This is a genomic window from Litoribacter populi (genome assembly GCF_007483685.1).
GTDB classification, from domain to species: domain Bacteria; phylum Bacteroidota; class Bacteroidia; order Cytophagales; family Cyclobacteriaceae; genus Litoribacter; species Litoribacter populi.
In genome coordinates, this window is record NZ_VMKN01000001.1 from 916221 (window position 1) to 939814 (window position 23594).

The window sequence follows — 23594 nt, forward strand, 5'->3', positions numbered from 1 at the left end:
CCTGCCTGATCTGCCAAAGCGCTAGCGGATGGCAGGCAGGGTTACACTGAGTTTAAAAAAGGAGTTTCACAGAGCCACTTCGCGAAATAAAAATAAAATTATGGAGGGTCGGATTGATAATCACTTAAGCTCATTGCTTTGAGCTTGCTAATAAATAGGAAAAGCTTTGAACCTAGGCGTTATGCTAAAAAACTATTTCATCATCGGGTATAGGAACATCCTGAGGAGCAAATTGAGGACGCTGGTCCATGTGTTGGGGCTTTCGCTGGGGGTGGCTGTGTGTTTGTTGGTTTTTCATGTGGTCTGGTATGAAAACAGCTTCGATAAATTCCATGAGGATGGGGACAGGATTTACCAAGTGATGACCCACACCCATTATCAGGAAGAGTCTTGGTTGAACGGGGGTGTTCCCTTTCCGATGGCCGGTGTAATCGAGGATGAAATCCCGGATGTGGAAACAAAAACACATTTTTACCAGCTGGAGGGAGTAAGAGTCCATCTGGAAGAGGATAAGGGCATCTATAAGGAACGTCCCACCGTGATGACCGATAATCAGCACTTTAGGATATTTCAGCGCCAGTGGCTTGCCGGAAATCCTTCCACAGCCCTGAATGAACCCGGTCAGGTGGTCTTGACCCAGGCGGCTGCCGAATTATATTTCCAGGGTTTGCCTCCCCCGGAAGTGCTGGGCAAGGAACTGACTTATTATTTCTTGGACACAGTTCAGGTAACCGTGGCGGGTGTAGTTGAGGATTACACAGGCAATACGGATTTTATTTTTACCGATTTTCTTTCCATTCAGAATGCACGGAAGGAAAATGGTGAGGATTTCTATGCCGTAGATAACTGGCAATCGGTGAATTCCTCTTCCCAACTATTCGTCAAGCTCCATGCTGATACGAATCTGGAGCATGTAAATGAGAAGTTAGGAGCAATTCCTGACAAGTACATGGAAAAGAGCGAAAAAGGCTTTACCGAATTTTCACTTTTACCTTTAGTGGAACTTCATTTTCATGAAAATTTTGACCGACCTGCAGCCAACAAGTCAGTATTGCAGGGATTGATTCTGGTGGGCTTATTTATATTGGTGCTGGCCTGCCTAAACTTTATCAATCTGGAAACGGCCCAGTCCTTTGTGAGATTCAAAGAAGTCGGGATCCGAAAGACACTTGGGGGAAGCAGAAGCCAATTAATTTTCCAGTTTTTGGCAGAGACAGCCATCATTGTCATTTTGGCTATTGCAGGAGGGTTGGTTTTCAGTGATTTGTTGGTTAGGGGGCTGCAGGATCTGTTGCCCGATGGATTTGTGATCAACTACCTGGCACCGGAGGGAGTGGCCTTTTTGGTTGCAATGGGAATGCTTTTGACCTTATTTGCTGGCATTATGCCTGCCATAATGCTCTCGGCATTACAGGCCCAGAAAGTATTGAAGGGTGATTTCAAACAGATAAACGGTTTTTCCTGGACTTATTTCCTTCAAAAGAACCTTACGGTAATCCAATTTACCCTGTCCATAGGGTTCATCATTTCTGTTCTTGTCGTCTCCAGTCAGATCCAATATATGATGAACAAGGAGCTGGGATTTGACAAAGAGCAGGTGATGTACATCCGGCTTCCGTTTTTGTCAGACTCCAGTCAGCGGGAAACATTTAAACATGTCATCAGCCAACAGGCTGGGGTGCGTAATACCAGCCTTGGAAGTGATATTCTGGCTTCTTCCAGCTTGTGGACAAGTTCAGTGGAGGTAACTACCCCCACCGAAAAAAAGGAAATCAGTGTGCAGGTAAAAATGATTGATTCCCGGTTTTTGGATGTTTACCAAGTGAAGCCCAAGGCAGGGAGAAATGTTAGAGACGCATCAAATGAAATTCTGATCAATGAAAAGTTTGTCGAAAGGTTGGGTTTTGATAACGCTAGGGATGCCATAGGTTATTCCCTGGATTTCAACCAAGCGGAAAGAGAGGTGGTGGGGGTGGTTCCGGATTTCCATTCCAGGACTTTAAGGGAGGAAATCAGGCCATTGATCCTTCAGCCCGCCCAAAGGAACGCGACTTTATTGAGCGTAAAAATGGAAGCGAATACAGATCTGAAGCAGGCCAAAGAGGATTTTGGGCTAATCTACCAGGCGCATTTTCCCTTCGAGGACGGTGAGTTCAAATTTTTTGATGAGACCATTGCCAATTTTTATAAATCTGACTTCAGGGTGATGAAGGTTTTGGGATTGGCCACTTTGATAGCTTTGGTGATAAGTTTTCTTGGCCTTTTTGCCTTGACATCCTTTACTATTGCCCAGAGGACAAAGGAAATCAGCATACGCAAGGTATTGGGAGCAGGGACAATGGAAATTTTGGTAAGCCTTTCTAAGGAGTACGTGGTGTTGATGGCGGTGGCCTTTGGGTTGGCGGCTATACCTACTTGGTATCTGTTGAATAATTGGCTCAAAGAATTTTATTTCAAGATTAACATGCCCTATGATTTATATTTTCTGGCAGGAATAGCAGCCCTTTTTGCATGTTTAGCTATTGTGGGGCTCCATAGTTACAAAGCCATGCAAAAGAATCCAGCAGATGTGCTAAAGAGTGAATAGAGATTTTATAATTCGTCCGCTGGCGAACAAAGGTGTTCGATTCAATTTCCTGTCAGGTCGATAAAAAGCCTTGATAGAGGCATTGTGAGCCTATTTTCCATGGCACGAATGTAGAATATATCATCTACATCGGACAACCGTCATCCGACACCTAACATCAAAATCAAATGATCCACCTACAAAACATAAACAAATACATCGACTCCCGTTTCCAACGGGTTTTTATTCTCAAGGAAATTGAACTTACGATAGAACAGGGGGACTTTGTGACCTTGATGGGACCTTCGGGCGTGGGGAAATCCACCTTACTGAACATTATTGGGCTTCTGGATGAAGATTATGAAGGGGAATATACTTTTGAGGGCAAATCGATAAAGGCCATGAAGGATAGGCAGCGGTCCGCTCTTCATAAAAGTGAATTTGGGTACATTTTTCAGGCCTATCACTTAATCGATGAGCTGACAGTGTATGAAAATATTGAAACCCCTCTGCTTTATAGGAATGTTTCTTCAGCTGAACGCAAATCCATAATTGCGGAACTTTTGGATCGCTTTAACATGGTGGCCAAAAAAGATCTTTTTCCAGAACAGCTTTCAGGTGGGCAACAGCAGCTAGTAGGTGTAGCAAGAGCTATCGCCGGTAAGCCTAAGGTGTTGCTTGCGGATGAACCAACAGGAAATTTACATTCTGCTCAAGCCAAGGAAATCATGGAGGTTTTCCAAGAATTGAATAGGGAAGGAACAACTATAATTCAGGCCACTCATTCCCGGGAAAATGCCGATTATGGACACCGTCTAATTGAAATGATGGATGGGAAAATTTATCAAGAAGTAAGTATTTAAGATGAAAAAAATAGTTTTTATTCTGTTCGCGGTAGCCTGGATCGTTTTTCCTGCCAATTCGCAGGATACTTTGCTGGTTTCCTTTCAGGATGCAGTAGAGATCGGACTAGGGCAGAACCAGGCGTTTCAGATGAGGAAAAATGAACAACATATCCTCAAAAGGGAAAGACAGGCCGCTACTTTGGGCCATCTGCCTAAGGTGAACATTAACAACAATCTTTTCCGGCAAATGGGGCAACAATACCAGCAGTTAGAGGGGCAGTTAGTAGTGACCAATGTGACCAATGACCTTTTGACCACCGGTTTAAATGCCAATCTTCCCATATTCAATTCAGGACGAAGGCTTTTTACCACTAGGGCCACAAGACAATTTGAGGAGGCAGGTCACCTGAACCTTCATCGAGCGTCCCAAGATGTGGTTTTTGATGTGGCTCAACAATATTTACAAATCTTGCTAGACCAGGAGCTTTATAGAATTGCTGTTCAAAATCTGGAGAACCAAAAACAACAGCTCAGGCAAATTGAAGGATTTGTTGAGGCAGGACTTAGGACTCTTTCTGACCAGTATAACCAGCAGTCAGAAGTCGCTAGGTTAACCACCGTTGTTTTGGATGCTGAAATTCAACTTGAGACGGATCTTTGGCAATTTGCCGAAACCCTTCAATTGGATCCTAATACGCTGCCGCAGCTTCTTCCCCTAGATTTGGAAACTGTTCCAAGTGAATTTTTAGATTTAGGTCTAGAGGAGCTGTATGACCTTGCGGTGCATAACAGGAGGGATTTTCGTGCCCAGAAAATGATTGTGGCAGGTCAAAAGGATATGATCTCTGTAGCAAGATCCTTCTATTACCCACAAATTAATGGGTTCTTCAATTATAATACATTTTTCACCTCTCTGGATGAACGAAACTTCCGAGATCAATACATGGTAATTTATCCTCAAAGAACGTTTGGGTTCTCTATTACTATTCCTGTTTTCAACAATTTTGAAAACAGGGTCGCCGTGGCTAGGAGTAAAGTGGAGCACAACAATCAGGAACTGGAATTGGTAGCCATTGAACGGAGGCTAACTCAGGAGACAAAGCTGGCCTATGAAAACTACCGTGCGGCAATTAAGAGGGAAGAGGCCACCAAAGTTCAACTAGAAGCGGCAGAAGTCGCCCAGCAGGTAATAGAAGAAAGGTTTAGGCTAGGTGTAAGCAACTTCGTAGACCTTGCCCAAGCCAACCAGCAATTGGTGACGGCCCAGTCCGACCATGCCCAGGCGAAGTATACTCACTATTTTCAAGAAGTGATATTGAGATATACATTAGGGGTTTTGGAGATTTGATACCTTAAAAACATTACAATTGCTATATATTATACGAAGTTTAGCAACTCATATCCCAACTAATAAAAAAGCAAAAACCCTAACTTACAAATTTGAAGTTAGGGTTTTGTTTTGCAGAGGAGGAGGGATTCGAACCCCCGGTACCTTGCGGTACAACGGTTTTCAAGACCGCCGCATTCGACCACTCTGCCACTCCTCTGGGTCTATTTGCGTTTCCGTTTTATGTCTTAACGGATTGCAAAGGTAGTGCTAAGTTTTGTTTTTGCAAATGGTATAGGGTGAAAAATCTACTCCTTTTTTGTAAATCATTGATTTAATGCTTAATAAATTTGGTTACGCTGCGCTTCTCAGCAGCCTTGTCCAAAGCCACATTGATTTCAAAGCAGATCAGAATAATAAAACTGGTGATCAATAGCCACAACATTACCGCGATCATAGTGCCAATCGAACCGTAAAGTCTGTTATAAGTCGCAAAATTATTTAAGTAGAAGGAAAAAAGGTAGAAACCCAGCGTAATCAAAAGACCTGCAGTAACTGAGCCAGTGCTGAAAAAACGCCACTTGTCATGCACTGCGGGGGCAAAGCGGAATATGAAAGCAGTAGCGATCATAAACAGGAACAGAAGCGCAAAGAACCTCAGGGAAGCAACTAGGTAATAGTTGAAACCGCTAGAAACAAAACCTTGGTCGGAAAGCATGCCCAACAATTGGTTACCGAAAATCATTACCAGGGCCGCCGCGCAGAGATCTAGAACCAAGATCATCACAATGCCCACGGCTAAAAGTCTGGTCGTGAAATACCCCCTGTTTTCCTTGGTCCTATAGCAGGCGTTAAAAGCGTTCATGAGGGATACGACGCCATTGGTGGCAAGAAATAAAGCAAGGAAGAAACCGAAGGACAACAATCCTTGCCTGGGCCGGCTCACAATATCCATGATGGTACCTTCTGCCTCTAGATAAATGCTCGGAGGCACAATCTCCTGGATAAACATCAGGATGTTACCAGTAGTCACGTCAGGAAAAAAATACTGTATGTAGGGAATCATGTTTAGCAGAAAAAGCAAAAGCGGAAACATGGCCACTGTAAAATTGAAGGCCACCGCATAGGCTCTTTCGGTGATTTCATCCTTTTGAATCTGCTGAATGAAAAGCTTGCCTACATCGTAGAGGTTTTGGTCAGGATTGCCGAAATGCACATGCCGCAGTGCTTGGGCCCTCTTGTCCGCGATATTGACGTAGTCTTTAAACTTTTGCTTCACCATGGAAAAATAATAAAAATGAGGCTAAAATTAAGAAAATTTTTCAAGAAGGGGGTAAGAATGGTTCAAGTCCAGTAAAACGCTTTCGATTTTCCCTAAAATGCTGTTAGTAATGAATTTAGTAAATCATTTTTAGGTGTCAATCATTGTTAACTGGTTTAAAATGTAGTTTATATTTTGTTTTGATCAGTTAATTGGTTAAAATCACCAATTAACTCTTTAAATATTTATATATGAAACAAGTTTTTCTATTATGTGCAGCCGCAGGAATGCTGCTTTTCACCTCATGTAACTCGGATGAGGAAATAACCATCAACCAGGATGAGCTTTTGGGGGAGTGGGTGCTTCAAAGTATCCATTATACCACCGAAAGTACTCTTGATGTGCAGGGTCAGACCCTAAACTCAAACAGTGTGGTGACCGGCAAGGATATAGATTCGGGTGCCGCATTTCATTCCAATCCTAATGAATTTAACACGTGGGGCTCTTATGTCGCAAGGATGGAAGTGTGGTCCCATGGTGAAGATCCATCTGAAGAAGGCAGGATCTCCGAGATGGAGATGCCGCCATTTTTGAATGGTGGGGCTTATGAACTACGAAATGGAAACATCCTGAGGGTTTTTGGCCCGGACGGTGAAGAGTATGAAGATTATCGGGTAGAGATGACTGACCAGCTCCTCGTGCTGCATATTGATATGATCACAGAGACGGATTATGCTGGAGTTCCGCAACAGAATAAACTCGAAGGTCAACTTACCTATACCAGGTAAGATTGTTTACAAAAACATTAGTTCATAAAGTTATTATTCATAAATTGGTAGTGAGAGTTTTTTAAATCTTAAATCCCAATAATTATGAAGAATGTTTTAGTGCTAATGTTTTTGTTTTTTATAGTGGCGGCCTGCAGCAAGTCCGAGGAAGGAGAGAGGCCAGATGGAGGCTTGGCGGTCAGTCAGGATACCGTAATGGTGGATGCAGGAGAGGATATTTTGTATTTGAAAACGGGCTTGTATCAATCTGTGCTTTCACAGGATCGTAGATATTTATATAATTTTGACGCCGACAGGAGCCAAGTTGAAAAGATTGACTTGGAGGAGCTGAAGTTGGTGGGGGCCACGCCATATGAAAAAGAAGGTCCTAAGGGTGTGGGGCAATATGTATATAGGATTTTTAGCGCCCCTTCTGATGAATTTTTCATTCTTTCTTTTGACCGGGGCGGCATCTTTGATCAGCAGGGCAATAAAAAGAAATCAGTATCCCTCAAGCCCCAGGATTTAACTGGAGATGAGTTGAAGGTAAATGAAAACCTGTTCAGTGGAATAATCCCAAATTCTGCCCCCAATAAGCTATATGGTACTTTTTCGAATTTCCATGAGGAGGAATTTTATTTTGGGGTGATTGACATGGAGGAAAAATCCCTGAAAAAGGTCACTTTTCCCGAGCAAGAATACCAAAAGGATTATTTTTTCAGCTGGGTAAATGAAAAGGGCATGCCCATGGTCATGATGGGTCCCAACTATTTTGTCAACCATGCCAAGGATAAGATTTTTATTACCAACAATGTGGATAACAGCATTCATATTTACAACCCAGAGGACGGGCTGGTGGAAAAAAAGGAAATGGACAACCAGCTTTTTGCTCATAGGAAAACCGGCAAATATAAAAAGACCATAGACTCGCAGGAGGAATTTAACAAAGCCATGACGGATTTTAAAAAGGAAATTGCTTTTAGCCAGCCGGTGTGGGATGAGAAAAATGAAAGATTTCTAAGGTTCAGTTATCTGACCGAATCCAAACAGGACGCTGAGGGCAATAACAAGTCATCTAGTAAGGTTTGGCTGAGTGCTTTCGATACGGATTTGAACCTGCTGGGGGAGACGTTCCTGGAAGGGCTGACCAAAATACCCGCCCACCATTTCGTCAAAGACGGACAGATCTGGATGTTTGAAAACATGGATGACGAACTGGGATTTGTGAGATTCACTGTGGAGTAGGAGAAAAAGTTTCACGCAAAGGACGCAGAGGAAAAAAATATGTTCTCGCAGCGGGCGCGGCGTTTTTCGCTGCGACGCTGCGAGAAACTAAACTGGAAAGTTTCACGCAAACCTGTCCCGAGCAGCGAAGCGAATCGGGAGAGCGCCAAAACTCCGCAAAGGACGCAAAGATTTTTTATAAACTCCTAAACCTCCCGCCCCGCGAAGCGGCGGGAATAAAAACTCCTAACCCCATAAGCCTTAAACTTTAAACCATAAACACTATTACCCCTCATAATAAGGCCTCATCAGCTCCAACAAGTCCTTTGGTGGTCTGCAGGGGCGGTGGTTGTCGGTCCGAATGAAGGTTAGCAAGGTGTATCCTTCATTGATGGTTTCGCCTGCCTCATTTGTAATAGTGCAGTCAAACCTGATACGAACGCCAGGCATCTCCCTTACTTCTACTTTTATGGTGAGGAGTTCGTCGTAGCGGCCGGGCTTGTAGTATCGGCTGTAATTTTCCAATGCCGGCATCATGATGCCTTCGTCTTCAAGTTTTTTGTAGGAAAAGCCAATGTTGCGCATGGCTTCCACCCTTCCCACTTCATAGTAAGCAGCATAGTTTCCGTAATAGACATAACCCATCTGGTCTGTCTCGGCATATCGCACCCTTATCTGGGTTTCGGTAGTGAACATGGTTAGTAGATTTTGGCCCGGTTCAACGCTTGCTGATAACGGCGAGCATTTCGGAGGTGTTCGTTGTAGTTGGTGGCAAAGGCGTGGTATCCGGAGAAGTCATCCTTTGCACAAAAATAAATATATTTGTGGTCCTCAGCGGCCAATACGGCATCGATAGAGCTTATATCCGGCAAGTTGATCGGGCCTGGAGGCAGACCGGTGTATTTATAAGTATTATAAGGACTGTCAATCTCCTTATGCACATTGAGCACTCTTTTGATGCTGAAGTCCTGCAGAGCGAACACTAAGGTAGGATCGGCCTGAAGAGGCATGTTCATTCTCAAGCGGTTGAGGTACACTCCGGCAACGCGTGGTCTTTCATCCGACATCTGCGTCTCGGCCTGCACAATAGAGGCCAAAGTGCTGACTTCCTTGCGGTCCAAATTTAGCTGAGTGAGTTTTGTGGTGCGTTCCTCATTCCAGAACTTCTCATATTCCTTGTACATTCTGTCGAAAAGGCCCTCTGGGGTCACATTCCAATATACTTCGTAGGTGTTTGGGATGAAAATACTCATAACCGTTTCATCCCTGAGGTCAAATTTGGAATAGTAGACGCTGTCGGTAAGTAGGTTTTCAAATTCCTCCTGCTCCATCTCCAGGTTTCTGGTTACTTTTTCCGCCAAGTCTTCCTTGGTTCTGACGTTGTTGAAAGTTAATCTAACAGGAGTTTGCCTTCCCGAAGAAAGCAGGGCAACCAAATCCTTGTTGCTCATCTTGGGTCTGATTTCGTAAAGGCCCGGTTTGATTGCTTCCTGATAGCCGCGCACTTTGGCGACAAATGAAAAGGTGACTACGTCGTGGACGATGCCTTTTTTGGTCAGGCTGTCAGAGACGGTTTTGAACGTGGCACCTCTTGGAATTTTGAGCAGAGCTGGTTCTTCTTTATCTACCAGGGCATTTGGAGAGAAGAATGCCTGATAGAAATAAAACGTCATGGAGGTCATCAATACGGTGACGGCAATGACGGCAATTAGATAACGTTTGGTCTTTTTGTCTGGGATCATATCCTTTATTAACGCAGGATGGGTTGATTTTTTTCAAAAGTAGTCAAAAAAGAGCAAAGGCGAAGGAGAAAAGGCCATCCACTTTGTCTGGGTAAACATTTTTCCAATAATATCACTTATCTTTAATAAATCTTTTTCAGCCAAAAACCTATCAGCTTATGCCTGCAGAATTCATCAAGCTTTATCCCGAAAATCCAGATCCCCGAAGAGTACAGCACATTGTGGACGTCCTGCGCAACGGCGGGGTAATCATCTATCCCACGGATACCGTATATGGTATCGGTTGTGATATTTTCAACCAAAAGGCCATAGAAAAGGTCTGCCAGATCAAGGGAGTGAAACCTCAAAAGCAGAATTTTTCCTTCATTTGCTATGACCTAAGTGATATTGCGGACTATACTCGTACGGTGAGTACGCCGGTTTTCAAAGTGATGAAAAAAGCCTTGCCGGGTCCCTACACCTTTATCCTCAATGCCAACAACAACGTGCCCAAGCTGCTCAACAGCAAAAAGAAAACCGTGGGTATCCGGGTGCCGGACCACTCCATACCCCGAGCCCTGGTGAAGGAACTTGGCCAACCCATCGTGACTACCTCCATACGCGATGAGGATGAGGTAATCGAATACAGTACCGATCCCGAGCTGATTTATGAAAAGTACAAAGACCTTGTGGATGTGGTCATCGATGGTGGCTATGGAAACAACGTGGCCTCGACTATCCTGGACTGCACCAGTGACGAAATACTGATCGTGAGAGAAGGGTTGGGGAATGTGGAGGAAGTGCTTTGAGTAAGTACGAAATACGAAGTACGAAGGACGAAGGAGCGTAAGTACGACACCCAACTCATCCACTAAATGTCCTGGGAAGGCCAAAATGGAAAGAAAAAATGGTCTGTCCTGCGGTGTACTTAGTCCATGGTACCTAGTACTTGGTACAATTAAATAATGAATACCGAATGATGAATGATGAATAATGAAGTCTGATACTGAAAAGACTATAATCACCGATCTACTATACCTGCCTCCCATAGAGTATTTTGCAGCCATAGATGGATTTGAAAAATTAATAATCGAAGGGCAGGACAATTACCAGAAACAGACCTATAGAAACAGGGCATCCATAAGGCTGGCCAATAAAGTAGAGAGTCTTTCTATTCCTGTAAAAGGGGGGAAAGGGAAGCTTTATAAGGAAGTGGAAATAGATTATGAGCAGAAATGGGTGAACATTCACCTTCGTGGCATAAAAAGTGCTTATGGTAAGGCAGCGTTTTTTGAATATTTTTTTCCAAATTATGAAAGCGTATTCGAAAGCAAACCGGCAAGGCTTTTTGATTTGAATCTGGAATTACTGACACTTTGTCTCAGATTTTTACAACATCCTGTCAGATTAGTCGTAAGTACTGAATACCAATCAAATGTGGAAATTCAGGATCTACGGGGGGTGATTCAACCCAAGCAACCCTATGATGCTAGGGGGATTTATAGACCGGTGTCTTACATGCAGCTCTTTGGCTTAGACTTTGTACCCAACCTAAGTGTAATCGATTTGCTGTTTTGCGAAGGCCCCCAAGCCGGAAAGATTATTTCACAGTCAAAAAAAACTATTGAACAAAGCCCCGAATGATTGTGTTTTTAAGTCAAATTGGATTACATTGAAGCAAGAGAAACAACATTTAAGAAAGGATATTTAATGGAAGCAAAATTTTCAAATAGAGTCAAAGAGGTGATCTCTCTGAGCCGTGAGGAAGCTTTGCGGTTAGGGCATGATTACATTGGAACGGAACACCTCTTGTTAGGTATGATTCGTGAAGGAGAAGGTGTTGCTGTTTCCATATTAAAGAAGCTTGGCGTACCTCTGGACGAGCTTCGCACCGCTATCGAAAGGGCGGTGAAGGGTACGGCCAATCACAACGTGAAGAATTTGGCCAACATACCCCTTACTAGGCAGTCTGAAAAAGTATTGAAAATCACTTATTTGGAAGCGAAGATATTCAAGAGCCAATTGATTGGAACTGAGCATTTGCTGCTTTCTATCCTTCGAGATGAGGATAATATAGCCACACAGATATTGCAGAAATTTGATACTAACTATGACGCCGTAAAAGAAATGCTGGAATACCAATCCGACCAAACCCCGAGATCCAGAGCTGAAGCTGACGACCCAGATGAGGAAGGAAGCAAGCTGTTTGGATCCAGTAGTTCCTCCGGTTCATCCAAGAGTAGCGCCGAGAAATCCAGGACACCAGTGTTGGACAACTTTGGTCGCGACCTCACCAAGATGGCTGAAGAAGACAAGCTAGACCCTATCATCGGTAGGGAAAAAGAAATCGAAAGGGTAGCACAAATTCTTTCTAGAAGGAAGAAAAACAATCCTATCCTAATCGGTGAGCCAGGTGTCGGTAAAACCGCCATAGCGGAAGGCCTAGCCTTGAGGATTATTCAGAAAAAAGTATCCCGAGTGCTGTTTAATAAGCGCGTGGTGACCTTGGATCTGGCCTCCCTTGTAGCTGGGACTAAATATAGAGGGCAGTTTGAGGAAAGAATGAAGGCTGTAATGAACGAGCTGGAGAAATCCCCGAACGTAATACTCTTCATCGATGAGCTTCACACTATTGTGGGCGCAGGCGGTGCGAGTGGATCCCTAGATGCCAGTAACATGTTCAAACCTGCTTTGGCTAGGGGCGAAATCCAATGTATTGGTGCGACAACCCTTGACGAATACAGACAGTATATCGAAAAAGATGGTGCTTTGGCAAGAAGGTTCCAAATGGTGATGGTGGATGCCACCTCTCCAGAGGAAACCATTCAAATATTGGACAACATCAAAGATAAATACGAAGATCACCACAATGTCAACTATACCCCTGAGGCTATAGAGGCTTGTGTGAAACTTTCTGATAGATACATTTCCGATAGATTCTTGCCGGATAAGGCCATCGATATTCTCGATGAGGCCGGGGCAAGGGTTCACATCAACAACATCCACGTGCCTGATGAAATCATCAAGTTGGAAAATGAGGTTGAAGAAATCAAAGTCGAGAAAAACAGGGTAGTCAAAAGTCAAAAATATGAAGAGGCTGCTCAGTTGAGAGATCGTGAGAAGAAACTTCTTGAACAACTTGACCGAGCAAAGACCAAGTGGGAAGAGGAAAGCAAAACCAAGCGCTATACAGTGGAAGAGGAAAACGTGGCTGAAGTAATCGCCATGATGACCGGTATTCCAGCTAAGCGAATTGCTCAAAACGAAGGCGCCAAGTTGCTAAACATGAGCCAAGAGTTGAGAGGCAAAGTGGTAGGTCAGGATGATGCCATCAAGAAGTTGACAAAGGCTATCCAGAGAACCAGAGTTGGTTTGAAGGATCCTAAAAAACCAATTGGTAGCTTCATATTCCTAGGTCCAACGGGTGTGGGTAAAACCGAGCTTGCCAAAATGCTGGCAACTTATCTGTTTGACAAAGAGGATTCTCTTATCAGAGTGGATATGTCGGAATATATGGAGAAATTCAGTGTTTCCAGACTTGTCGGAGCACCTCCGGGCTACGTTGGGTATGAGGAAGGTGGACAGCTTACAGAGAAAGTGAGAAGAAAACCATATTCTGTAGTGTTGCTTGATGAAATCGAGAAGGCTCACCCTGATGTTTTCAACTTATTGTTACAGGTGCTGGATGACGGTATCTTGACAGATGGGCTAGGTAGAAGAGTGGACTTTAGGAACACCATTATCATCATGACTTCCAATATTGGGGTAAGAGATTTGAAGGACTTCGGTTCGGGAATCGGGTTTGCTTCCAAGGCGAAATTGGACAACCAAGATGATGTGATGAAAGCCACCATACAAAGTGCTTTGAAGAAAGCATTCAGTCCGGAATTCCTTAACAGGCTGGACGATGTGGTAGTATTCAACTCGCTTACTAAGGAGCATATCCATGAGATCATCGATATCAGCTTGGCTAAATTGTTCAAGCGTATCACTGACTTGGGATATAAAATTGAGCTTACCGATAAGGCAAAAGATTTCTTGTCAGAGAAAGGTTATGACCAGCAGTATGGTGCAAGGCCTTTGAATAGGGCAATCCAGAAATACTTGGAGGATGCCATTGCTGAGGAGATCCTGAAAGGGGAGTTGTCTGAAGGCGATGTGATCGTAGCCGATTATCCTGGCGAAGGTGATGAGCTCAGCATCAAGGTGACCAAGCAAGAAAAAGCGGATTAAAAGAATATAGATTGATTGATTGTTGGAAAACCTCCCTGGCTTCGGCTAGGGAGGTTTTTTTATTACTGTTAAAAAAAAATAAGAAACTAAACCGCTTTTTTACTTTATTTCATTTTTACTTTTTCCAATTTGGAAATTTGAATATTCTATTTATTCTTTCAATGTTAAGACCTTCTGTCTTGGTAGCTAGGTTGTTGAAAGATAGTGATGAAGACGGGTAACTTTTGGTTAACACCTGCTGAGAGAATGGTAATTTTTAGATTATAGTAGGGAAATTATGGAGTAACATGTATTGCCCACCTTTGGGGTATGAAAGCAAGGTTCATATTCAGTTCGATTTTAGTGGCTCTCTCTTTTGCTGTGCAGGCCGCCAATATCTCGGGTTTTGTTTTTGATAAAGAAACCCAAGAGCCCTTGATAGGGGCTACAGTTCAATTTAAAGGTACTGATTATTATGCGATAGTTGGTTTGGATGGTTCTTATAGTGTGAAAAATCTTCCGGAAGGAACCTACGATGTTGAGGTTTCATTTGTTGGATATCAAAAGATTAATGAGACATTATCAGTCAACGGCCAGCATATAAAGCGAGACTTTAATATGGAGTTAGACAACAATGATCTGGCTGAAGTGGTGGTGAGTGGGAGTGCCATAAAAGGATCGGAAATGCAGGCCCGAACTCTCGAGCGAAATGCCGCAAACACCATCAATGTAATCTCCAAAAAGGCTATTGAGTTATCTCCAGATATTACGGTTGCTAACATAGTTCAACGTGTATCGGGTCTTTCGGTGGAAAGAAACGCAAGTGGTGATCCCCAGCACGCCATCGTAAGAGGCATGGATAAGCGCTATAATTATACTTTAGTGAATGGCGTAAAAATCCCTTCTCCGGATAATCAAAACAGGTTTATCCCTCTTGATATTTTTCCGGCGCAGCTATTGGAAAGACTGGAAGTGTCCAAATCCCTAACTCCTATGATGGAAGGGGACGCGATAGGTGGAGCCGTCAACATGGTCATGAAGGATGCCCCTGAGGAATTTATGCTAGAAGGGGACATACAATTGGGTTATAACCAAATCAATCTGGACAGAGGCTTCTATCATTACGATAGATCAAATCTTAATATGAGATCGCCCTATGAGCAGTTTGGTTCAGATTACTCTGCTAATATGGAGGATTTTAGCACCTCCAATATGATGTTGAGAAATAAGACACCGCTTCCGGATATTTTGGGGAGCCTTACCTATGGTGACAGATTTTTTAATGATAGACTTGGGGTAATGTTGGGGGGTAGTTTCCAAAATAGTTACCGAGGCTCCAATAGTAATTGGTATAGAGCTGATGTGGACAATTTTGGCTCAGGAAGGCCTACCTTGACTAGACTACAAGAAAGGGTTTCTTCCACACAACAACAGCGAGCAGCTTTTCACAGCAAAGTAGATTATGTTTTTAACCCCGAGCATAAGCTTTATTTATATGCTGGAAATTATTTCCTGAATGACTTCAGGGTGAGGGAAATGCTGGATACGGATGTCGATGGAAGGAATTTTAATTATTTGGCGGGAAATGGGATTCTTACCCACATCACTAGATTTACGTCGAGATATCAAAACATTCAGACCTCTACATTGGGTGGCGAACATTCCTTTGGTAGCAGGGGCCGATTCACAATGGACTGGTCTGGGGTCTACAGCCTGGCTACAAGTGAAAGCCCTGATGATGGGATTTTTAAGAGAAACGGCGAGATGCGGAATTTTGAATTTCAACCTCAAAATATCGAAAGAAGAAACTTTAGACAATGGCTGAACAATACCGATAGAGATCTGACCGGATTTCTGAATTTCAGCTATGCTCCTGGCATAATCAACGAAGAAACCCGAATTCAATTTGGAGGGATGTACAGGGATAAAGAAAGAAATAGCTTTTTCAATAGATATATATTCGATCCCGCAAATCCAGCTTACCAAGTTGAAGGAGTTCACTGGGAAAGTTTTGAAGATGTGAGTTGGAATTTACTTAATCCAAGAGGAGGAACATCTGACCCTTTGAATTTCGATTCCTATGAAAGGATTGCTGCCGGTTATCTTAACACCAAATGGGATGTTTTCAATACCGAAATCAATGCCGGGGTTAGAGTGGAGCACACAGATCAAGGGTACACACTAGCAGTGGCGTCGCAAAGTGTAAACCCAGATAGTAGCCAAACTTATATTGATGTACTGCCTTCAGTCTCTTTTAAGCATCGCTTAAACAGTAAAATGAATCTTAGGGGATCCTACTATAAAGCCCTCTCCAGGCCAGGTTTTCACGAAATTGTTCCTTACAGAATGGCTGAAGAGGACGGTTTTGATGAGCGTGGAAACCCAAATCTTCAAAGGGTGAGAGCCCATAATTATGATGTAAGATATGAGTTTTTTCCAACCCTGTCAGAGCAGGTTTTGGTTGGGGCCTTCCTGAAAGACTTGCGGGACCCAATAGAGTATACACTAGCGAGAACCAATATTTTCACAGGGCCACTTTCCCTTCAGCCTACCAATTTTGGAAATGCGGTCAATTGGGGTCTTGAGGCAGATTTTATCAAGTATTATAATAAAATAGGTATCAGGTTCAACTACACCTATACTAATTCAAGAATAACCACCAGCAAGATTGAGCGAAGAAGGGAAAATCCTGAAGACCCTTCTTCCCAGCTCGTGCAGGTGAGTGTGGATCAAACACGTCCACTTCAAGGGCAAGCTGACCATATTGGTAACCTTAGCTTGATGTATAAGGATCAGGTTTTGGGCCTTGACGCACAGATATCAGCAGTCTACACAGGTGAAAGAATCGAGTTTGTATCGCCTTTCCTCAACAATGATCACTGGTCCAGACCAATTACCCAACTGGATTTGTCTATAGACAAAAATATTGGCAAGTCCTTGACGGTATTCGTAAGAGTCAACAACATACTAGACACTCCATATGAGCTATTTGTGAAAAGCCCATTGGCCCGTGAAGATGCTGTCTTCCCATACCAAAACAACGTGAATGAAACAGTGGTGAGGAGTGATCGATTTGGTCAATCCTATAGACTGGGACTTCGCTTTAGAATGAATCAATAACCAATATAAATAATACCTAATGAAAAAGTCGATTTTGAAATTTTGGATGCTGGGTGTTCTTTTTACAGGCTTCATGGCTTGTAGTGATGAGCAAAACCCAATCGTAGATCCTTCCGAGGACAACGATGAAAATGTAGACCCGACCCAAGACAATATGTTTGGTGAGGTGAGCGGCGTGTGGGCTGCGAACGAAACTTACATTGTAACCGGAGACATTGTGATTCCAGAAGGTGAGAGTCTTACATTGGAAGAAGGTGTTACCGTTATCATGGATGGTGATGGCCGTCAAGGAAGTAGCCCTGAAATAGTAGTTAGAGGTAGCCTTTATTCTTACGGAACTGAAAGTAACAGAGTAAGTATTACTGTAGCTGAAGATAAAAGAGTTCCTGCCAATCATTTTGCTGGCCTTTGGGGTGGAATCTCCACTACCGAAACCGTGCAAGACTTGGTTTTTGAATATACTGACATTGAATTTGCCGGAGCTGCTGGTGAAGCACACAACCCGATCGTACAGGAAGGGGAAATCGATGAAGGAGAGCCACGTTATGCAATTTACATGCAGGACGATGGGTTGACTTCTAATCTTATCCTTTGGCACACAAGAATTGCTTATTCTAAGGATGATGCAATCAGATTGAACGGAGCCAAAACTTTGATCGCTCACAGTGTATTTGAACTTAATGGTGAAACTGGTGGAGAAGCTATGAACGCCAAGTCTGGAACAGTGGGTGACTTCTGCTTCAACTTGATGTACGGAGTAGCAACTAACGGTTTGAAAGTGGCTAACTCTAAAGGTAGAGAGCCTCAGGCTGACAATTATTATTACAACAATACCATTGTAAATTCAGGTTGGAGAAGATCTCAAGCTGGTAGAGGTGGTTCTTTAAACTTTGAAAATGGTTCTAGAGGGCTTGCTTTCAATAACTTGGTGGTAAACTCTAGATACGGTTTGAGAATGGTTCCACCAGATAATCAGCCTGACATGGCTAACACCACTTATGGACACCAGTTTTATTATGGTGATGAGGATATCATAGTAGAAGAGTTTTATCCTTCTAATGGTACTATTGGTAGAGAAGGTGGACAGGCAATCCCTACCTCTGATGTTGCTGGCGGTGTAGCTGAAAATGACCCAATGTTCGTCAACTATCAGTTAGGTCAAGGTTTCGACATCGAAGCTGCAAGAGAAGGAAGTTCTACTGCTCCAATGGGCAATGCAGATTTCAGATTGCAGGCAGGTTCTCCAGCTTTGACTGGTGGAAACACAGGTTTCGAGCCTAGATATGCTTCTTATGAAGTGAATGGTAAAACTTACGAAACTCCACGACCAACTGAATTCTTCGGTGCTTTTGGACAGGGTAATTAAACGTAATCAAACTAAAATGAAAGAGGTTCTATATCTATAGAGCCTCTTTTTTTATATCATGAAAAAGTTATCAATTTTATTCTTAATCCTCCTGCAGTTTTGTGTGCAGTCATCCGAACCGCAAATTGACAAGTGGGAGCAATGGGAGCCTTTTTCCTCCGAATATTCAATAAATGATCTGGAAAGAGTTCAGAATTTTGAATCGCCTGGCATAGACAAAGGGGAGTCCACCTTGATTGAGGCCTCCGGTTTGGCCTATAGCCGAAAAAACCCTGGACATGTTTGGTCACATCAAGACAGCAGCAATGATAACCTTATATTCTTACTGGACGCCAATACTGCCGAAACGGTAGCAGCCTATAGGATACCTGGGGTCAATAATCGGGATTGGGAAGATATGGAGATAGGTCCTGGTCCTGTGGATGGGGTGGATTATTTGTACTTAGGGGAGATAGGAGACAATAGGCAAGTTTTTTCCTCTTATAGGATATACAGATTTGAAGAACCTATTTTTGAGGAGGCCCACAGGGGTGAAGTGGTCACTTTGGAATGGGAATTTGACTTGATTGAATTTGACTATCCAGACAAAAGCCATGATGCGGAGGCACTTATGGTGGACCCTTTTACTAAGGATATTTTTATTGCAACAAAAAGAGACTTCAGGTCTATGGTGTTTGTAGCTCCATATCCGCAGCCTGTCAATGAGAAGTTTACATTAACCCATGTTGGGGATTTAGGATTTACAAGAGCCTTGGCTGGAACTGTTTCGGCAGATGGAAATGAAGTGTTGATTAAGAATGATGACAGGATTTTCTTTTGGGAAAGAAATGAGGGAGAAAGTTTTGAGGATATTTTAGCAAGGACACCAAAGTTAGCCCCTTACGAGCCAGTAGAACCACAAGGGGAAGCTATCTGCTTTGACCCAAATGGTGGATATTACACCTTGAGTGAATTTAGCAATGGGATAGTGCCTGTACTCTATCATTATCAAAGAAAATAAGTCGGGATGTTTAAGAGAAAACTCCACAGGTGTTTATAACCAGAAAAGTTTTCTCTAATATTACGCCCTGATCCTATTTATTTGAAATGCGAATTCCTGAAGACTTTTCCAAAGTTACATTGATAACAGTATTGCTGCTATTTTTCTCACAAATCAGCTATGGGCAGGAAAAGTCAGGCCCTACTTTTTTGATTGGGGCCAAAGCCTCTTATATCAATAATACATGGCGGGATACTTATAACGAGTCCTTGGGCATGTATGGCGAGGCCATTCTACCTTTGCTTCGCAAAAGCGAGGTAAATGCCAGTTTGCAGTTTGGGGTGGACAAGACCATGGGTTGTGATGCTAACTGCCGCTCGATGTGGTTTATGGCACCGGTCTGGGGAGGAGTAGGCTTGCAGCGGGACTTGCTGGTTTTGGATAAGCATCTTATTTACGCAGGCATAGGTGCCAAGCATTATTTTGGAGCCAATAATCTGGAAACTAATGAACATGATGATCCCAGCAGATTGATTAGCGGAAGGATTCTGATGCTTAACTTGACGGTGGGTTATTACTTGCCGGGGAGGTTGCCGTTTGTGGTCAAGTATAGCTTTGACGGGGAGCAGTTTTATAGGATCAACAGTTTGTCTCTTGCTTGGAGGTTTGAGTAGAGGATGTTGTTAATCTCGTGAGGCTTAACGTTTTTTAATCCTTGCAAAGGAAACTAGACCCAGAAAGGTGGCGTTGATTTTGCATAACTGGAAAATATGAAACTGTTTATTACGGACCTCATTCTTAAGCTTTTCTTTTTGTTTTCGCTGGTCCCTTTTGTTATTTCTGAGAAAGTACAACAGCGTTTTGACGTCAGGCTCAATCCCTTGGTGGAAGATTCTATCTTCACATCTGGTGAAAAAGTGGGTGAAGTGGATTCCAAAATGCTTGCAGAGGCCAGTGGGTTGGTGGTGTCAAGAATCCACCCGGGTCTAATATATTCACACAACGACAGGGGGGGAAGGCCCGATGTGCACATGCTGGACAGTATGGGGCAGCATAAAGGAGTGATCCGTTTGGAGGGTGTGAAAAACCGGGATTGGGAGGATATTGCTATTGGCCCAGGACCGGAAAAAGACAAAAATTACATTTATGTAGGTGAAATAGGGGACAACCTTGCTGAGTATAAAGAATTGCAGGTGCATAGGTTCCCCGAGCCTGAAGTTATTCAGGAGAAGCTTTCCGTAAAACCTGAAACTTTCACTTTTACATATCCAGATGGGGCCAAAGACTCAGAAACCATGATGGTTGACCCTTGGAACGGAGATTTGTACTTGCTGTCTAAGCGTGATTCCAGTAATGCCCTTTATAGAGCGCCGTATGAAAAACTTGGACCAGAACCTTTTGTGTTGGAAAAAGTAATGGAGCTTCCCATAACTATGTCTACCGGGGGTGACATATCTGCTGATGGAAAGCAGATTCTGATTAAAAATTACTGGGTAGTTTACTATTGGGTAAGAGAAGAAGGAGAAACTCTGCAAGAGGCCCTGTCCAGAAAGGCTACCCAGTTGCCCTATAAGCCGGAACCCCAAGGGGAGGCAATTGGCTTTTCGCCTGATGGAAGTTCTTATTACACTTTAAGTGAAAAGAGATTCCGTGTTGACCCCATCCTTTACAAATACACCCGAAAGTCTTCCATCAATTAGTTGGCTGTCTTCCCACAATTGCGTTATTTCGAAATCTCATATTTCAAACCCTATCTATGCCCCAAACTACCTCTACTGTTTTGATGGTTCGTCCTGCCGCTTTTGGATTTAATCCTGAAACGGAGGAGTCCAATATTTATCAGCAAAGGGACGGTAGGTCTGCGAAGAGTATCCAATGCCAAGCATCGCTGGAGTTTGACTGCAGTGTAGCCAAGCTTCAGCAGAAAGGGATTGAGGTGATGGTAGTGGAAGATAAACCAGAGCCTTTGACCACAGATGCTGTGTTTCCCAACAATTGGTTTTCCTCCCATGCAGATGGCAAAGTTTTGCTTTATCCCATGGCTTCTCCCATGCGGAGATTGGAAAGGAGAAAGGATATAATCGAAATGCTTGGGAACAAGGGTTATAAGGTTGAGGAAATTATAGACCTTACTTTTTTTGAAAATGATGGTCAATATTTGGAAGGTACCGGAAGCATGGTGCTGGATAGAGAGAATAGAGTGATTTATGCTTGTCTATCAGACAGAACCCATACCTTACCCTTAAACTATGCCGCTGACATGCTGGGATATGAGTTGGTGAGTTTTTCTGCCTCTCAGAGACATGAGGATAGAAAGGTCCCCATTTACCATACCAACGTCATGATGCACGTGGGAAGCAAGGTAGCAGTCGTTTGCCTAGACTGTATAGATCAGCCCAGTGTAGCGATGAGGATTAAGGAAAAACTACAGCAATCCGGCAAACTCGTGCTTCCGATTAGTGTTCATCAAAAATTTGCCTTTGCCGGCAATATGTTGGAGTTGCGGAATGAGGAGGGGGAGCATTTCACGGTCCTATCCCAAACGGCCTATAATAGTTTGAAGAAAGGGCAACGGCAGTTGCTGGAGAAATTCACAGAGTTGATCATATTTGATATCCCCACGATAGAGAAGTTGGGTGGAGGAAGTGCAAGGTGTATGATAGCAGAAGTATTTTTACAACCCTCGTAGAATTAAATAGGTCACGAAGTAGCATAAGTTTAAAAAAAGAAGCCGCACTAAGGACATGGTCACAATGGCCACAAAGGAAAAGAAAGACACAAAGAATAGGTTGAACACTGAGTCCAGCGCAAGTTGCTCTGGACTTGGAACAACGATTTTTTGTTGCCTGTGTACTTCGTACTTAGTACCCTTCCTGTTTTCGACAGTCGTCAGTCCCATTTTTGATTAAATAATTGATTTTCAATTAAATCATAATTTTTAGTGGTTGACAATGGGTGTCCCAGCCTTCTTTTTCCTTATTTTCACCCATGTTTGTCCGGAAAAAACCCAATAAAAGCGGGAAAATCAGTGTCCAGGTAATCGAGAAAAAATCTGGTAAATATAAAGTCGTCAAAACCGTCGGCAGCAGCCCGGATTTGGACACAGTAGAAAGACTTGTCAAGGAAGGAGAACAGTGGATTAAGTCCCAACGTGGGCTACTGGAGCTCCCATTCAACAACGAAAAGCAGGCTGTTCAAAACGTTCTCGACAATATTGCGGGAATTACGGTAACCGGAACAGAGCTTTTATTGGGGAAAATTTTTGACATGATTGGCTTTAACGCTGTCAAGGATGAACTATTCAGGTGGCTGGTTTTTTCAAGGCTGTGTTTTCCGGGCAGTAAACTCAAGACCACTGAGTACCTCTTCAATTTCCATGGGCTTTCCATCGAGGTCCATGCCCTGTACAGGTATATGGACAAGCTGTACAACAATTATAAAGAAACCGTCCAGCTGATCAGCTTTGAGCATACCAGGAAAATACTCGGGGGATCGATCAATGTCGTGTTTTATGATGTGACCACTCTCTATTTTGAAATAGACCAGGAAGATGACCTTAGAAAAACAGGTTTTTCGAAAGAGGGAAAACATCAGAATCCACAGATCGTACTGGGCCTTCTTGTCGGGCTGGAGGGATATCCGTTGGCCTATGAAATTTTCGAGGGAAACAAGTTTGAAGGCCACACGATGATCCCGGTTATTGAGAAGTTCAAGACTAAATATAACCTGCCCGCCCCCGTCATCATAGCTGATTCGGGCCTGCTTTCAAAAAAGAATATTGAAGACCTCGTTGAAAAGGGATATGAGTTCATTTTGGGAGCCAGGCTGAAGACCGGCGGTAAGGGCCAAAAATCAAAGGTTCTTTCACTTGAGCTGTGCAACGGGGAGAGCACCATCCTGGATTGGGAAGAAGGGCTCAAAATGGTTGTCAGCTATTCTGAGAAGCGGGCCAGAAAAGACCGGTCCAACAGGGAAAGGGGCCTGAAGAAGCTGGAGAAGCAGCTCAGGTCGGGAAAGCTCAATAAATCGCACATCAACAACAGGGGCTACAACAAGTACCTAAAAATGGAGGGCGAAATCAAAATTGAGATCGACCGGGCAAGATTTGAACAGGATTCCAGGTGGGACGGCCTGAAAGGCTATATCACCAATACACGACTGGGGAAAGACCAAATAATAGAAAACTACAACAATCTGTGGAAAATA

18 protein-coding genes and 1 tRNA gene are annotated in these 23594 nt (G+C 43.3%); 15 read left to right on the forward strand and 4 right to left on the reverse strand.

Going from position 1 to position 23594, the window contains the following annotated elements; genetic code table 11:
• Positions 1 to 181 precede the first annotated feature (181 nt).
• From FPL27_RS03880 to FPL27_RS03890, 3 genes are all read left to right on the forward strand, one after another.
• Positions 182 to 2587 carry an ABC transporter permease gene (locus FPL27_RS03880; RefSeq protein WP_143959837.1) on the forward strand — a complete coding sequence of 802 codons (2406 nt, stop codon included), beginning with the start codon at positions 182 to 184 and terminating at the stop codon, positions 2585 to 2587.
• A 167-nt stretch (positions 2588 to 2754) separates the two neighbouring features.
• Positions 2755 to 3429, forward strand: coding sequence for an ABC transporter ATP-binding protein (locus tag FPL27_RS03885; RefSeq protein ID WP_143959838.1), 675 nt, complete (start codon positions 2755 to 2757; stop codon positions 3427 to 3429).
• Between the two features lies 1 nt (position 3430).
• The gene (locus FPL27_RS03890) at positions 3431 to 4759 is read left to right on the forward strand and encodes a TolC family protein (RefSeq protein WP_143959839.1); all 1329 of its coding nucleotides are present in this window, start codon (positions 3431 to 3433) and stop codon (positions 4757 to 4759) included.
• Positions 4760 to 4873: 114 nt separating this feature from the next.
• Here the strand turns inward: FPL27_RS03890 and FPL27_RS03895 are convergent.
• Both FPL27_RS03895 and FPL27_RS03900 read right to left on the reverse strand, forming a co-directional pair.
• A tRNA-Ser gene (locus FPL27_RS03895) sits at positions 4874 to 4958 on the reverse strand.
• Between the two features lie 114 nt (positions 4959 to 5072).
• Positions 5073 to 6020: a YihY/virulence factor BrkB family protein gene (locus tag FPL27_RS03900; RefSeq protein ID WP_143959840.1), complete on the reverse strand. Its 948-nt coding sequence runs from the start codon at positions 6018 to 6020 to the stop codon at positions 5073 to 5075.
• Positions 6021 to 6250: 230 nt separating this feature from the next.
• On the opposite strand from FPL27_RS03900, the gene FPL27_RS03905 reads away from it, so the two are divergent.
• Together FPL27_RS03905 and FPL27_RS03910 are read left to right on the forward strand one after the other, a co-directional pair.
• A complete protein-coding gene (locus FPL27_RS03905; protein ID WP_143959841.1) occupies positions 6251 to 6787 on the forward strand; it encodes a hypothetical protein in 537 nt (178 codons plus the stop codon).
• Between the two features lie 84 nt (positions 6788 to 6871).
• Positions 6872 to 8011: a DUF4221 family protein gene (locus FPL27_RS03910; protein WP_143959842.1), complete on the forward strand. Its 1140-nt coding sequence runs from the start codon at positions 6872 to 6874 to the stop codon at positions 8009 to 8011.
• 264 nt (positions 8012 to 8275) lie between these two features.
• Here the strand turns inward: FPL27_RS03910 and FPL27_RS03915 are convergent, their stop codons facing one another.
• Positions 8276 to 8686: an acyl-CoA thioesterase gene (locus FPL27_RS03915; RefSeq protein ID WP_143959843.1), complete on the reverse strand. Its 411-nt coding sequence runs from the start codon at positions 8684 to 8686 to the stop codon at positions 8276 to 8278.
• Between the two features lie 2 nt (positions 8687 to 8688).
• Entirely contained in the window at positions 8689 to 9732 is a 1044-nt protein-coding gene (mltG, locus tag FPL27_RS03920) for an endolytic transglycosylase MltG (RefSeq protein ID WP_143959844.1), read from the reverse strand.
• 158 nt (positions 9733 to 9890) lie between these two features.
• On the opposite strand from mltG, the gene FPL27_RS03925 reads away from it, so the two are divergent.
• From FPL27_RS03925 to FPL27_RS03970, 10 genes are all read left to right on the forward strand, one after another.
• Positions 9891 to 10520 carry an L-threonylcarbamoyladenylate synthase gene (locus tag FPL27_RS03925; protein ID WP_143959845.1) on the forward strand — a complete coding sequence of 210 codons (630 nt, stop codon included), beginning with the start codon at positions 9891 to 9893 and terminating at the stop codon, positions 10518 to 10520.
• Positions 10521 to 10704: 184 nt separating this feature from the next.
• Positions 10705 to 11355 (forward strand): WbqC family protein, encoded by a 651-nt coding sequence (locus FPL27_RS03930; RefSeq protein ID WP_143959846.1) that lies wholly within the window; start codon positions 10705 to 10707, stop codon positions 11353 to 11355.
• Positions 11356 to 11421: 66 nt separating this feature from the next.
• Positions 11422 to 13944, forward strand: coding sequence for an ATP-dependent Clp protease ATP-binding subunit (locus tag FPL27_RS03935; RefSeq protein ID WP_143959847.1), 2523 nt, complete (start codon positions 11422 to 11424; stop codon positions 13942 to 13944).
• Positions 13945 to 14253: 309 nt separating this feature from the next.
• Positions 14254 to 17043 (forward strand): TonB-dependent receptor, encoded by a 2790-nt coding sequence (locus FPL27_RS03940; RefSeq protein WP_143959848.1) that lies wholly within the window; start codon positions 14254 to 14256, stop codon positions 17041 to 17043.
• Positions 17044 to 17062: 19 nt separating this feature from the next.
• Entirely contained in the window at positions 17063 to 18409 is a 1347-nt protein-coding gene (locus tag FPL27_RS03945; RefSeq protein ID WP_143959849.1) for a hypothetical protein, read from the forward strand.
• 58 nt (positions 18410 to 18467) lie between these two features.
• Entirely contained in the window at positions 18468 to 19409 is a 942-nt protein-coding gene (locus FPL27_RS03950; protein ID WP_143959850.1) for a hypothetical protein, read from the forward strand.
• Between the two features lie 86 nt (positions 19410 to 19495).
• A complete protein-coding gene (locus FPL27_RS03955) occupies positions 19496 to 20062 on the forward strand; it encodes a hypothetical protein (RefSeq protein WP_143959851.1) in 567 nt (188 codons plus the stop codon).
• 96 nt (positions 20063 to 20158) lie between these two features.
• Positions 20159 to 21088, forward strand: a complete 930-nt coding sequence (locus tag FPL27_RS03960; RefSeq protein WP_143959852.1) for a hypothetical protein — start codon at positions 20159 to 20161, stop codon at positions 21086 to 21088.
• 56 nt (positions 21089 to 21144) lie between these two features.
• Positions 21145 to 22077, forward strand: a complete 933-nt coding sequence (ctlX, locus tag FPL27_RS03965; RefSeq protein ID WP_235893364.1) for a citrulline utilization hydrolase CtlX — start codon at positions 21145 to 21147, stop codon at positions 22075 to 22077.
• A gap of 299 nt (positions 22078 to 22376) precedes the next feature.
• On the forward strand, positions 22377 to 23594 hold a 1218-nt coding region (locus FPL27_RS03970; protein WP_221936579.1), incomplete at its 3' end, for an IS1634 family transposase.

What these genes read in the sequence shown, in the direction of transcription:
- FPL27_RS03935 (WP_143959847.1), top strand. Translation starts at nt 11,422, where the DNA reads ATGGAAGCAAAATTTTCAAATAGAGTCAAAGAGGTGATCTCTCTGAGC.
- FPL27_RS03905 (WP_143959841.1), top strand. Translation starts at nt 6,251, where the DNA reads ATGAAACAAGTTTTTCTATTATGTGCAGCCGCAGGAATGCTGCTTTTC.
- FPL27_RS03960 (WP_143959852.1), top strand. Translation starts at nt 20,159, where the DNA reads ATGAAACTGTTTATTACGGACCTCATTCTTAAGCTTTTCTTTTTGTTT.
- FPL27_RS03945 (WP_143959849.1), top strand. Translation starts at nt 17,063, where the DNA reads ATGAAAAAGTCGATTTTGAAATTTTGGATGCTGGGTGTTCTTTTTACA.
- FPL27_RS03925 (WP_143959845.1), top strand. Translation starts at nt 9,891, where the DNA reads ATGCCTGCAGAATTCATCAAGCTTTATCCCGAAAATCCAGATCCCCGA.
- mltG (WP_143959844.1), bottom strand. Translation starts at nt 9,732, where the DNA reads ATGATCCCAGACAAAAAGACCAAACGTTATCTAATTGCCGTCATTGCC.
- FPL27_RS03915 (WP_143959843.1), bottom strand. Translation starts at nt 8,686, where the DNA reads ATGTTCACTACCGAAACCCAGATAAGGGTGCGATATGCCGAGACAGAC.
- FPL27_RS03890 (WP_143959839.1), top strand. Translation starts at nt 3,431, where the DNA reads ATGAAAAAAATAGTTTTTATTCTGTTCGCGGTAGCCTGGATCGTTTTT.
- FPL27_RS03940 (WP_143959848.1), top strand. Translation starts at nt 14,254, where the DNA reads ATGAAAGCAAGGTTCATATTCAGTTCGATTTTAGTGGCTCTCTCTTTT.
- FPL27_RS03950 (WP_143959850.1), top strand. Translation starts at nt 18,468, where the DNA reads ATGAAAAAGTTATCAATTTTATTCTTAATCCTCCTGCAGTTTTGTGTG.
- ctlX (WP_235893364.1), top strand. Translation starts at nt 21,145, where the DNA reads ATGCCCCAAACTACCTCTACTGTTTTGATGGTTCGTCCTGCCGCTTTT.
- FPL27_RS03955 (WP_143959851.1), top strand. Translation starts at nt 19,496, where the DNA reads ATGCGAATTCCTGAAGACTTTTCCAAAGTTACATTGATAACAGTATTG.
- FPL27_RS03900 (WP_143959840.1), bottom strand. Translation starts at nt 6,020, where the DNA reads ATGGTGAAGCAAAAGTTTAAAGACTACGTCAATATCGCGGACAAGAGG.
- FPL27_RS03930 (WP_143959846.1), top strand. Translation starts at nt 10,705, where the DNA reads ATGAAGTCTGATACTGAAAAGACTATAATCACCGATCTACTATACCTG.
- FPL27_RS03880 (WP_143959837.1), top strand. Translation starts at nt 182, where the DNA reads ATGCTAAAAAACTATTTCATCATCGGGTATAGGAACATCCTGAGGAGC.
- FPL27_RS03910 (WP_143959842.1), top strand. Translation starts at nt 6,872, where the DNA reads ATGAAGAATGTTTTAGTGCTAATGTTTTTGTTTTTTATAGTGGCGGCC.
- FPL27_RS03885 (WP_143959838.1), top strand. Translation starts at nt 2,755, where the DNA reads ATGATCCACCTACAAAACATAAACAAATACATCGACTCCCGTTTCCAA.